The 12,298-nt window shown below is 61.5% G+C and carries 7 protein-coding genes; 2 read left to right on the forward strand and 5 right to left on the reverse strand.

Features of this window, described 5'->3' with window-relative positions; translation table 11 throughout:
* Nucleotides 1-462: 462 nt before the first annotated feature.
* The 4 genes from DXD56_RS02395 to gltB form a co-directional block, all read right to left on the reverse strand.
* Nucleotides 463-1,539 (reverse strand): hypothetical protein, encoded by a 1,077-nt coding sequence (locus DXD56_RS02395; RefSeq protein WP_147325171.1) that lies wholly within the window; start codon nucleotides 1,537-1,539, stop codon nucleotides 463-465.
* A 278-nt stretch (nucleotides 1,540-1,817) separates the two neighbouring features.
* Nucleotides 1,818-2,525, reverse strand: coding sequence for a hypothetical protein (locus tag DXD56_RS02400; protein WP_117639818.1), 708 nt, complete (start codon nucleotides 2,523-2,525; stop codon nucleotides 1,818-1,820).
* 424 nt (nucleotides 2,526-2,949) lie between these two features.
* Complete coding sequence (locus DXD56_RS02405) at nucleotides 2,950-4,431, reverse strand: glutamate synthase subunit beta (protein ID WP_117639820.1); 1,482 nt, start codon at nucleotides 4,429-4,431, stop codon at nucleotides 2,950-2,952.
* Between the two features lie 5 nt (nucleotides 4,432-4,436).
* The gene (gene gltB / locus DXD56_RS02410) at nucleotides 4,437-9,134 is read right to left on the reverse strand and encodes a glutamate synthase large subunit (protein WP_117639822.1); all 4,698 of its coding nucleotides are present in this window, start codon (nucleotides 9,132-9,134) and stop codon (nucleotides 4,437-4,439) included.
* Between the two features lie 486 nt (nucleotides 9,135-9,620).
* On the opposite strand from gltB, the gene gpmA reads away from it, so the two are divergent.
* Together gpmA and DXD56_RS02420 are read left to right on the forward strand one after the other, a co-directional pair.
* The gene (gpmA, locus tag DXD56_RS02415) at nucleotides 9,621-10,367 is read left to right on the forward strand and encodes a 2,3-diphosphoglycerate-dependent phosphoglycerate mutase (RefSeq protein WP_192934503.1); all 747 of its coding nucleotides are present in this window, start codon (nucleotides 9,621-9,623) and stop codon (nucleotides 10,365-10,367) included.
* 75 nt (nucleotides 10,368-10,442) lie between these two features.
* On the forward strand, nucleotides 10,443-11,699 hold the full coding sequence (locus DXD56_RS02420) for an Nramp family divalent metal transporter (protein WP_117639824.1): 1,257 nt from the start codon (nucleotides 10,443-10,445) through the stop codon (nucleotides 11,697-11,699).
* 307 nt (nucleotides 11,700-12,006) lie between these two features.
* Here DXD56_RS02420 and DXD56_RS02425 read toward each other — a convergent pair whose 3' ends face one another.
* Complete coding sequence (locus tag DXD56_RS02425) at nucleotides 12,007-12,150, reverse strand: rubredoxin-like domain-containing protein (RefSeq protein ID WP_055251878.1); 144 nt, start codon at nucleotides 12,148-12,150, stop codon at nucleotides 12,007-12,009.
* Nucleotides 12,151-12,298 lie beyond the last annotated feature (148 nt).

Below are 12,298 nucleotides of genomic sequence, written 5' to 3' on the forward strand. Positions count from 1 at the left end.
TGAACATTTGTCCATTATCACCCAGTGCGGCAGGGTTGCTGCGGACATATCGGTTAACGGAGAAAGGATGAGACACGGAGAACGGAATGCATTGCAGTCCCATCCCAGCGACATCCGGGAAATGTCTAGATCTGTAACAGGTAGACCGGGTTTTAGCAGCCAGATGTTACAGATCGAGATCTTTCGGCACCGCGTCCAACCTTTGTCTCGATCTGTAACAGTTAGAGCGGTTTTTGGCCGTTAGATGTTACAGATTAAGATATTCTCCAGCCCTGTCGTCAAACGTCTAAATCTGTAACAGTTAGACAGGTTTTCGGCCTCTAGATGTTACAGATTGAGATCTTTTAGCGGCAGCCAACCTTCTGTCTCGATCTGTAACAGCTACGAGGCCAAACGGCCCCTTGTTGTTACAGATCGAGACAAACTCGGCAGGAACAACCACATTCGCGTCAGTTGCACCCCTTAGCACCCATACCACTGACGCTTCCATTCCTCAGCCAGATCGGCCCGCTGTGGAATTCCCGCCAGTCTCATCTTTTCAGCCAGGTTCCCCGGGTTCTTGAGTTCGTTAAACGTAAACCGAAGCACCTTATGCCCGAGCATTGTCAGATGAGATTCCCGCTGACGCTCTGCCACGAATGGGTCAACCGACTCCCGACCCTCGCCGCTCTGCAAGGTGTACTTCCCCTTTCCGTCGAGCTCGCCGATGACACACGTCCCGTCCTCGAGCCGCCAAAAATAGTCGACGCGAAACACCTGGCTCGGATCGAGCGGGTCGCGAAACTCCACCTGCAGCTCCGGAACCGGAAAGCCGTACGCAATAAAGAATGCTCGGAACCGAGACTCGCCGCCGTTTTCAAACAGCCCGTCCGCATACGACGCAATCACCTGTGCCCTGCGATACCCTCGCCTGCCCTCGCAATCGGCGCGGAGGCGCTCGCACAAATCCCCACGTGATACGCCTTTCGCCCGCAGTGCAGAATCGGCAATCGCCAACCCGTAGGAGAACGGCGCACGCAGTAGGCAATCCTCCACCGTGCGCCAAAACGACGTCACCCGCACGCCATCAACATGCTCGAGTGCGCCCGCCATCTGCGGACGCAACAACCTGCACCCGCCGCTCAACGCCACCGAACAACCCGTCTTAACAAGAAAACGCGACCCAAGCAGATCATTCGGCACCTCCAGACCCCACAAAAGCGCCGCGTCATAGCCCCAAAACGCCCAATCGGGATGAAACTCTGCAAGCCCTTTGATGGTACGCAGCGTTCGCTCCGCCGGCGTCAGCACACCCCAATCACGTTGAAAGCAGAACAAATACGGCTCGGGTTCCGCGATATCGTCGGTTCCAACATGACGCCGCAGCCACATGAGCTCGGCATTGTCATGCGTTGCGAGCAGCGCACCTTGCTCGGTCGCCTCCGTGAGTCGCGCGAGCATCCTATTCCGCGCCAACGTGTTGCGAGTCGTATGCTTGTGCTTGAAAACGGTATTAGACACTTCCATCACCACCACATCGGACAAATGGACCATCGTCACCGTTGCCTCCGCCGACAAACGTTTCGACCTGTAACAGGAAGACCGATTTTTGGACTGTAGATGTTACAGATTGAGACATCCCCCCCCAGCCAGGTGCCAAACGTCTCGATCTGTACCAGTAAGACGTTCTCCAGGCCCCTAAACGTTACAGATTTAGACAAACCAGCGGCGCCCAAGCATTCGTCTCGATCTGTAACAGATAGACTGGTTTTTGTCCCCAAACGTTACAGATCGAGACAAAAGGGCAGAAGGCAAGGCAGGCGACAACCGCCCATCCTCTACCCCCATTCCTGTTCGTAGATGTTGAGGGACTTTACGTACCGCCCCTGGGCGCCCATGATGTCGCGGACCAGACGCAAGAAGAAGCTGATGCACGAGGTGTCAAAGCCGTCCTGCAGATCCTCGGGATGCACCGCACCCGGTCCGTCGACCGCCGTGTCGTTCAGGCGCGCGATGTCATACAGGTAGAGCTGCCCCGCCGTAAGCCAGACATCGTCGACGCAGGCGAGGCGCACCGCAATCGCGCCGTCGTTCCAATGCTCCTTCTGCACGATATGCGGGTCGTAGACATCAAAGCGATGATCGGTGCGCGTGTCCTTCAGCACGACCATGCCGGACGCAGGATTCTTGTCCAAAATGCCAAAGCGCGAGAAATACTGCGTGTCGCGTACCTGCTCGAGCCGCTTGAGCGAGGCAGGCGAAAGCGATGCCGGCGGCTCGTCAACATATAGCTCGAGCAGCGTTTTGCCATGGCGATAGGGGCGCTCAAACAGCAGCCAATCGGTAAACGCCATGTTGTAGGCCATGATTTCGTTTTGAGAAGGCCCCTCGCAATAGCTGAGCCACGGGTCGACAATGACCTCGAACTGTTCGCGTGCCGGCTCCAGGAATTGAAACTTCCGCAGCATCCAAAAGTGAGCCATGTCGGCAATATCGTTGCCGACGGCTTCAGCAAGCTCTGCTCGGTCAAAAGCGTGGTCAGTCATGGCATCCTCCTCAAACTGATGGACCTCAATTTGAGCTTACGAGGAGGGTGGGCAGCCACGACCAGCGCGGGCAAAATAGGCCTCCGGCTGCAAACCAGATGCTGACCAAACACTTGACGAAAAGCTTGACCGAAAATGCGCACCGCAACAAAACCGCAGGCAAACATAGACGGCCAACCCGCCCTTTTGAGCCAGATGCCCGCAGCCACCACAGAAACAACAGGTGACCACAGCCCAAGAAGTCGACAAATGAACACCCGCACGTCGACAAACGAGCAAACTGCTCGCAAATCCGCAAGGAGTGTCCCCGAATGCCGGCACAAAAGGAACGTCCCTAACTGTCGGCACTTAGGGACGTTCCTTTTGTGCCGGCAGTTAGGGACAGCCCTTGCCGATTCGATTGTTGAATATCTCCGTGACTACTTTACAGTTCCAGTGCCTCGGCAACCTCGGCAGCGCAGGCGAGGGCATCGGCCATGGCACTCACCACGAGCGAGCTGCCGTTGCGGGCGTCGCCGGCCACATACACCGGCGCGGCATCCGCAGCAACGCCATCCACGCGGGCCGCGAGGTGCGAGCCCTCGGCAGCCATCACCGGCAGCGGACGACCAGCGGTGGCAACAGGCACGCTCACCACATCGAACACGCCATGCTCGGGACCCGTAAAGCCACAGGCGATGAGCACCAGCTGCGCCGGCACCTCGTGCTCGGAGCCCGCAATGCGTTCGGGCTTGCCGGCCGACCAATCTAGATCGACTACGCGCAGACCCGCGGCCGCGCCCTTCTTGTCCAGCAACACCTCGAGGGTATCCACACCCCAGGCGCGCATCTCGCCACCCATGGCGGCAATGGCCTCTTGCTGGCCATAGTCGGTCTTCTTCACATTGGGCCACTGCGGCCAGGGGTTGCTCGCCGTACGCTTATCGGGCGCCGCCGGCAAGAACTCAAACTGACGCACGCTGCGCGCGCCCTGACGTACGGCGGTACCCACGCAGTCGTTGCCCGTATCGCCACCGCCAATGACCACAACGTCCAGGCCGCGCGCGTCAATAGCGGGCTCGCCGCCGTCGAGTACCGACACAGTCGAAGCCGTCAGGTAATCCACGGCATACACCACGCCCGGGGCATCCACATTCGTAGCCGAAAGACCGCGGGGCGCACGAGCACCAGCAGCCACCACAACGGCGTCAAAGCCATTGAGCTTGGCTGCCACCGCAGGGTCCGTCACATCGGCGCTCAGCTCAAAGACGATACCCAGCTCGCGCATGAGCGCCACGCGACGCTCGACCACGGACTTCTCGAGCTTCATGTTGGGAATGCCGTACATGAGCAGGCCGCCCGGGCGGTCGTCACGCTCAAACACCGTCACGCGGGCACCGCGACGCGCGAGCTCCCACGCAGCCACCAGGCCAGCCGGGCCAGAACCAACCACGGCGACCGAGGGCGCGTCCTCCCCCGCCGGCTCAAAGCGACGCGGACCGCCATTTGCCCATTCGTGGTCGCTGATCGCACGTTCGTTGTCATGGATCGTCGTGGGCTGGCCATCGACCGAACCCAGGTTGCACGCGGCCTCGCACAGCGCCGGGCACACACGACTCGTGAACTCGGGCATGGGCGAGGTGAGCGACAGACGCTCGGCAGCCTCGTCCCAGCGGCCGCGGTACACCAGCTCGTTCCACTCGGGAATCAAGTTGTGCAGCGGGCAGCCGCTCGGACGTGCCTTGCCAAAGCTCGCGCCCATCTGGCAAAACGCCACGCCGCACATCATGCAGCGGCTCGCCTGGGCGCGACGTGCGTCGTCATCGAGCTCCACATACAGGGGATCAAAATCATGACTGCGCTCCTCCACGGGACGCAGCTCGTGGGTCACGCGATCGATATCAAGAAAAGCACCGGGCTTACCCATGGCACTTACGCCTCCTTCTTGGTCGAAGCAACAGGGCTGGCAGCCACGGACGCAGCGCCCGCAGCACCGCCCGCAGCATCGAAGCGAGCGAGATCCGCAGCGCTCGCGCGACCGGTCACGATGTCAAACGCCAGCTCCTCTGCCTGCGCATGCGTCTTGCCGACGGCCTCGGCGGCGGCGACAATCGCCAGCACACGCTCGTACTCGGTCGGAATGACCTTCACGAAGTGCTTGCTCATCGTCTCAAAGCTGTAGAGCAGCTTGATGCCGCGCGGGCTCTGCGTCGCGTCCACGTGCTCCTGGATGAGCTCGCGAATCTGTGCCAGCTCGCCGGCCGTCGGGGCCTTGAGCTCCACGCTCTCGTGGTTCACGCGGGCACTGAGCGTGCCGTACTGGTCAAAGACATAGGCCACGCCACCCGTCATACCGGCGGCGAAGTTCTGCCCGACCTCGCCCAAGATGAGCGCCAGACCGCCCGTCATGTACTCGCAGCCATGGTTGCCGCAGCCCTCGACCACCACGGTGGCACCGGAGTTGCGCACGCCAAAGCGCTGGCCTGCCAGACCGTTAATGAAGCCGCGGCCGCTCGTGGCGCCAAAGAACGCAACGTTGCCCACGATGATGTTCTCGTCGAACTTGTAGGTCGCATGCGGGTTGGGGCGCACCGACACCTCGCCGCCCGAAAGGCCCTTTCCAAAGTAGTCGTTGGCGTCGCCGCACACGTTGAGCGTAATGCCGCGCGGCAGGAACGCGCCAAAGCTCTGACCGGCCGAACCATCGCAATCGACGGTGATGGAGCCGGCGGGCAAGCCCTCGGGATGTGCCTTGGTCACCGCGTTGCCCAGGATGGTGCCCACGCAACGGTTGACGTTGGCGATATCGGCGCGGAAGCGAATCGGACGCAGGTGCGCACGGGCATCGGCCGTATAGGGCACGAACAGCGTGGAGTCGAGCGTCTTGTCGAGCTCGCTGTCCGCGGCCATCTGCGGCAGGAAGTGACGACCGTCGGCACCCGGGATATGGGCACCGAACTCGCAGGTCGCGCTCGCCAGCACGGGCGACAGATCGAGCAGGTTGGCCTTACGGTTGCCCGGGACCTCAATCTGGCGCAAGCACTCGGGATGGCCGACCATCTCGTCGACGGTGCGGAAGCCCAGGCTCGCCATGACCTCGCGCAGTTGCTCGGCAACAAAGAGCATAAAGTGCTCGACGTGTTCGGGCTTGCCGCGGAAGCCGCGACGCAGGCGGCAGTTTTGCGTGGCGATGCCGGCGGGGCAGGTATCCTGCTGGCAGTCGCGCTGCATGAGGCAGCCCATCGAGATGAGCGGCATGGTCGCAAAGCCAAACTCCTCGGCGCCCAGCAGGCAGGCGACGGCAACATCGGTGCCGTCCATGAGCTTGCCGTCGGCCTCGAGCACCACGCGCGAGCGCAGGCCGTTTTGCAGCAGCGTCTGCTGGGCCTCGGCAAGGCCAAGCTCCAGCGGCAGACCGGCGTGCCAGATCGAATCGCGAGCAGCGGCACCCGAGCCGCCATTGTGGCCGCTGATCAAGATCTTGTCGGCAGCGCCCTTGGCCACACCGGTTGCGATGGTGCCGACGCCGGCCTCGCTGACCAGCTTGACCGACACGCGTGCGCCAGGGTTGGCGTTCTTAAGGTCAAAGATGAGCTCGGCCAGGTCTTCGATGGAGTAGATGTCGTGATGCGGCGGAGGCGAGATCAGGCCGATGCCGGGCGTAGACTGACGGACCTCGGCAATCCAGGGGTAGACCTTCTTGCCGGGCAGGTGGCCACCCTCGCCGGGCTTGGCGCCCTGGGCCATCTTGATCTGAATCTCGAAGGCGCTGCACAGGTAGCGGCTCGTCACGCCAAAGCGCGCACTTGCCACCTGCTTGATCGCGGAGTTCTTGGAATCACCGTTAGCCAGCGGGGTCTCGCGACGCGGGTCCTCACCGCCCTCGCCGGAGTTGGAACGGCCGTGCAGGCGGTTCATGGCGATGGCCATGCACTCGTGCGCCTCTTTGCTGATGGAGCCATACGACATGGCGCCGGTGTTAAAGCGGCGGACGATGTTGAGTGCGGGTTCGACCTCGTCGAGTGCCACCGGAGTGCGACCGCTGGCATCAAAGTCCAGCAGGTCGCGCAGGCGCACGGCGCGGCCGGTGCGGTGCAGGCGGGCGCTGTACTCCTTAAAGGTGTCGTAGCTGTCCTCACGGCAGGCGGTCTGCAGCAAGTAGACAGTCTGCGGATCGATGAGGTGATCCTCGCCGCCGAGCGGGCGCCACTTGGTCAGACCCAGTGTGGGCAGCTGATCGGGAGCCGGGCTCTTAAGGATAGCGAGCGCGGCGTCGTAGCGCTCGTTTTGCTCGCACTCAACGTCCTCGACACCCATACCGCCCACACGGCTCACCGTGCCGGCGAAGTACGCGTTGACGAACTCCGGCGTAAAGCCCACGGCCTCGAAGATCTGCGCCGAATGGTAGCTCTGCACCGTGGAGATGCCCATCTTGGACATGATGGAGACGATACCGGCGGTCGCAGCCTTGTTGTAGTTGGCGATGCCCTGCTCGGCCGTCACGTCCAGGTCGCCGCGTGCCGCCAGATCGCGGATGCACGCATGTGCGTTGTACGGATAGATGCCGCTCGCGGAGTAGCCCACCAGTGCCGCAAAGTCGTGCGGGGACACGGCGTCGCCGCACTCCACCACGATGTCGGCAAAGGTACGCACGCCAGCGCGAATCAGGTGGTTGTGCACACAGCCCACGGCGAGCAGCGACGGCACGGGCACCTCGCCCGCAGCGGCACGATCGCTCAACACCACAATGTTCACGCCGTCGCGGACCGCAGCCTCAACGTCCTCGGCAAGCTGTTTGAGCGCAGCCTGCAGCGCGCCCTCGCCGGCATCGCGGCGGTAGACGGCACGGAAACGACGGGTCTTAAAGCCAACACGGTCGATGGCACAGATATGCTCGAGCTCTTCCTCGTTGAGCAATGGGCGCTCCAAGCGCACCAGCTGACAGGCCGTGCGGGAATCCTCGAGCAGGTTGCCGTGGTTGCCCAGGTAGAGCGTGGTCGAAGTCACCATGTGCTCGCGCAGGGCATCGATCGGAGGATTCGTGACCTGAGCGAACAGCTGATAGAAGTAGTCAAAGAACGAACGCGTCTTCTTGGACAGGCAGGCCAACGGCGCATCGATACCCATCGAGGCGAGCGGGGCCTTGCCCTGCTGGGCCATGGGGCGCACGACCTCGTCAACATCATCCCAGTGATAGCCGAGCTTGGCCATGCGCACGGCGGCGGGCACCTCGGCATCCTCGGCGGGCGCGGGCGCGGCGGGCTCATCGAGCGCGTCGACGGTCAGTGTCTCCTCGGCAATCCAGTCGCGGTAGGGCTTCTCCTTGGCATAGCGGGCGCGCAGCTCGTCGTTGTAGATCACGCGGCCGCGGGCAAAATCGACCTCGAGCATCTGGCCCGGTCCCAGGCAGCCGCTCGTCAGGATGTTCTCGGGGCTCACCTCGATGGTGCCCACCTCGCTTGCCAGCATAAAGCGGCCATCGCGCGTCACGTAGTAGCGGGCGGGGCGCAAGCCGTTGCGGTCGAGGGCGGCGCCCAGCGTGCGACCGTCGGTAAAGGCGATGGCCGCCGGGCCGTCCCAGGGCTCCATGAGCATGGACTGGTAAGCGTCGTAGGCGCGGCGCTCCTCACTCAGGCTATCGTTGTGGTCCCACGGCTCGGGCAGCAACATGGACGCGGCACGCGTGAGCGGGCGACCGTTCATGACCAAGAATTCGAGCACGTTGTCCAGAATCGCGGAGTCGGAACCCTCGCGGTTGATGATGGGCATCACGCGCTCAAGATCGTGCTGCAGCACGGGGCTGTACAGGTTGGGTTCGCGGGCGCGAATCCAGTTGACGTTGCCCTTGAGGGTGTTGATCTCGCCGTTATGGATGATAAAGCGGTTGGGGTGCGCACGCTCCCAGCTGGGCGTGGTGTTGGTGGAGTAGCGCGAGTGGACGAGCGCCACGGCCGTTTTGACGGCGGCGTCGTTGAGGTCGATGAAGAAGCGGCGCATCTGCGTGGCGACCAGCATGCCCTTGTACACGATGGTGCGCGAGCTCATGGAGCACACGTAGAAGATCTTGTCTCGCAGGGCAAACTCGGCATCGGCCTTCTTTTCGATGGTGCGGCGGCACACGTACAGGCGACGCTCAAAGGCATCGCCGGCGGGCGTGTCGTCCGGACGGCCCAGGAAGGCCTGCAGGATAGTGGGCATGCAGGCGCGGGCCGTCTCGCCCAGGTCGTGCGGGTCGACGGGCACCTCGCGCCAAAAGAGCAGCGGCACGCCGGCCTCGGCACAGCCCTCCTCAAACACGCGGCGGGCATCCTCTACGCCCTTGTCGTCCTGCGGGAAGAACAGCATGGCCACGCCATAGTCGCCCTCTGCCGGCAGAATCTGACCGCACTTTTGAGCCTCTTTACGGAAAAAGTGATGCGGAACCTGGAACAGGATGCCAGCGCCATCGCCGGTATTCTTCTCGAGTCCCGTGCCGCCGCGGTGCTCCAAGTTGACCAGAATGGACAGTGCGTCGTCCAGAATCTGGTGATGGCGCTCACCGTTGATATCGGCAAGCGCGCCGATGCCACATGCATCGTGGTCGAATTCGGGGCGATAAAGGCCCTGCTGCTGAGCGGAATCTGCCTGCATCGCGATCCTCCCCTAGATATTTAGACAGTCAGTTGAATAGGCATAGTAGGAGCATCGTCGGCCCGTTGTGTTTCCCACCCGTTTCGAAACAATCGCGTAACGCACGCCCTACGAGTGGACACCGCCGACCTCAAGGGCGACAACATAGGCCCCAAGTTCGGCCTGTTAGCTCACCACTTCAAACATCTCAATCTGTAACATGAAGGGCCGGTTTTGGCGGTCAGCTGTTACAGATCGAGATTTTCCATAGGACCATTTCTTCCTGTCTTGATCTGTAACACCTAGGCCCAATTTCCATCCCTAGTTGTTACAGATCGAGACATTTCGGCAGCCCCCCTTCACCATCCCATTCAAATACAACAATTTTGTTAGTCTCGGTTAACTTTTAAGCCTAAAACGGGTATCCTTTGCGGCGTCAAGCAAACGGCACGCACACCGTGCCAGATCAAGGAGGCCCCTATGGCGCACCAAGCAGACCAGCAGACGATGCAACTCGTCCTCATCCGTCACGGAGAGTCCGAGTGGAACAAGCTCAACCTGTTCACCGGCTGGACCGATGTTGAGCTCACCGACACGGGCCGCGAAGAAGCCGCAGCAGGCGGTCGAGCCCTCAAAGAAGCCGGTTTCGACTTTGACGTCTGCTACACTTCGCGCCTCAAGCGCGCGATCCACACCCTCAACATCGTGCTCGGCCAAATGGATCGCGAGTGGCTGCCCGTCATCAAATCCTGGAAGCTCAACGAGCGCCACTACGGAGCGTTGCAGGGTCTCAACAAGGCCGATGCCGCGGCGGAGCACGGCGACGAGCAGGTGCTCATCTGGCGCCGCTCCTTCGATATCTGCCCGCCGGCACTCGAGCCGAACGACGCGCGCGATCCCCACACCCAGGAGCAATACCGTGATGTCGCGCCCGATCAGCTGCCCTATACCGAATGCCTCAAGGACACGATCGCCCGCGCCTGGCCCTATTTCGAAGACGAGATTCGCCCCCAGATGCTCGCCGGCAAGCGCGTACTCATCGCCGCACACGGCAACTCCCTGCGCTCACTCGTCATGAAGCTCGAGCACCTCACGCCCGAGGAGATCCTCAAGGTCAACATCCCCACCGGCGTGCCGCTCGTCTACACCTTCGATACCGATTTCAATGTCCTCGACAAGCGCTACATCGGCGACCCGGCGACCATCGCCGCCAAGATCGACGCCGTGGCCAATCAGGGCAAAGCGCACAAGTAGCCCCAACCCAAATCCGACGCGTGGCGCCGCACGACCCAGATGCGACGTCACGCCGCCCATACGCAGGAGCGCACCATGCTCAACCATCTCAAACAACACTTTGGCTCCCGACGCACCGGTGGTCACGGAGGCCTAGACATTGCGCGGCATATCGGCCCCGGGCTGCTCGTGACCGTCGGCTTTATCGACCCGGGCAACTGGGCCTCCAATATGGCCGCGGGCTCGCAGTTTGGCTACGCGCTGCTGTGGATCGTCACGCTGTCCACGATTATGCTCATCGTGCTGCAGCACAACGCGGCGCACTTGGGCATCGCCACGGGCGCCTGCCTTGCCGAGGCCACGACCCGCTTTCTCCCCCGCATCGTGGGACGCGCGGTGCTCGGCAGCGCCTATCTCGCGACTATCGCCACCGCCATGGCCGAAGTCCTGGGCGGCGCGATTGCCCTTCAAATGCTCTTTGGGCTGCCCGTGCGTGCGGGCTGCGTCATCGTGGCGGCAGTATCGATGGCGATGCTCATGACGAACTCCTACAAGCGAGCCGAACGCTGGATCATCGCCTTCGTAGGCGTGGTAGGACTCTCGTTTTTGGCCGAGCTTGCACTAGTCAAGGTCGACTGGCCGCAAGCCGCCGCAAGCTGGATCACGCCCAGTATGCCCACTGGCTCTGCCGCGATTATCGTGAGCGTTCTGGGTGCGGTCGTTATGCCACACAACCTTTTTCTGCACTCCGAGGTCATCCAATCCATGCACTTCGAAGGCCAAGGCGAGCAGGTTATCGAAGAGCGTCTGCGCTACGAGCTCTTCGACACGCTCTTTTCGATGGGCGTGGGCTGGGCAATCAACTCGGCCATGGTCATCCTGGCCGCAACGACCTTCTTTGCGCACGGCATGGTCGTAGACGACCTCGCCGTCGCAGCGGCCACGCTCTCCCCCATCTTGGGCCCGGCGAGCTCGACCATCTTTGCGGTAGCGCTGCTGTTTGCGGGCCTCTCGAGTAGTGTGACGGCGGGCATGGCGGCGGGCACCATCACCGCGGGCATGTTCGACGAGGAATACGACATCCACGACCGACATTCCTCGGTCGGGGTGGCGGCCTGTTTCGCCGGAGCAGTGGCGGCGTGCCTGGTCGTTCCAAATCCTTTTGAAGGTCTCATCTGGAGTCAGGCGCTGCTGTCGCTTCAGCTGCCGATTACGGTCTTTGTGCTCATACGGCTCACCAGCTCACGCCGCGTCATGGGCAAATATGCCAATTCGCGCCCGCTCAACGCGCTGCTCGTAGGGATCGGTGCCATCGTGACGATTCTCGATGTCGTGTTGTTGACAGGGATGTAATGGGGCGGGGCACCTACTCAGGCAAACGTCTCGATCTGCAACATCTAGACCCGCTTTCGATGTCTAGATGTTACAGATTGAGATCTTCTGCCGGACGGTTTTGGTTTGTCTCGATATGTAACAAGTGGGCCCAATTTCCACCGTTAGATGTGGCGGGTTAAGACAAAAGGTCGGCCGGACTCACAACAGACAGGATCGGCCAACAGCAACCGTGATCCCTTGGGGGCGGAGGAAAAGGGCCCCGGCCGAGAATTCGACCGAGGCCCTTGGACAGAGCTATGTTCGGCTTTCGCCGTGTGTCTGCGAGCTACTCCTCGACGAGCTCAAACTGATCGGGACCGACGCCGCACACCGGGCACACATAATCCTCGGGCAGCTCGGGCGTATCGACCTCAACCTCGTAACCGCAAACGACGCACACGAACTTATACGTCTTCTTCTCCTCAGCCATGATGTTCTCCTCTCAAACGCGACTGGTGATGTACTTCATTTATCAGTATAGATTCTCAATAATATAATGCAAGTACTTTTAAAACATTTCTAGCCTTGATACGAGGACGCCCTTGATTATCGACTTTATCCGAACACCTCCCACATTC

The organism is Collinsella sp. TM06-3 (assembly GCF_003436395.1).
Classification (GTDB): Bacteria; Actinomycetota; Coriobacteriia; order Coriobacteriales; family Coriobacteriaceae; genus Collinsella.

Bases quoted from the DNA above. Each gene is read 5' to 3' on its own strand.
- gltB (WP_117639822.1), bottom strand. From the start codon at position 9,134: ATGCAGGCAGATTCCGCTCAGCAGCAGGGCCTTTATCGCCCCGAATTC.
- DXD56_RS02400 (WP_117639818.1), bottom strand. From the start codon at position 2,525: ATGACTGACCACGCTTTTGACCGAGCAGAGCTTGCTGAAGCCGTCGGC.
- DXD56_RS02425 (WP_055251878.1), bottom strand. From the start codon at position 12,150: ATGGCTGAGGAGAAGAAGACGTATAAGTTCGTGTGCGTCGTTTGCGGT.
- gpmA (WP_192934503.1), top strand. From the start codon at position 9,621: ATGCAACTCGTCCTCATCCGTCACGGAGAGTCCGAGTGGAACAAGCTC.
- DXD56_RS02420 (WP_117639824.1), top strand. From the start codon at position 10,443: ATGCTCAACCATCTCAAACAACACTTTGGCTCCCGACGCACCGGTGGT.
- DXD56_RS02405 (WP_117639820.1), bottom strand. From the start codon at position 4,431: ATGGGTAAGCCCGGTGCTTTTCTTGATATCGATCGCGTGACCCACGAG.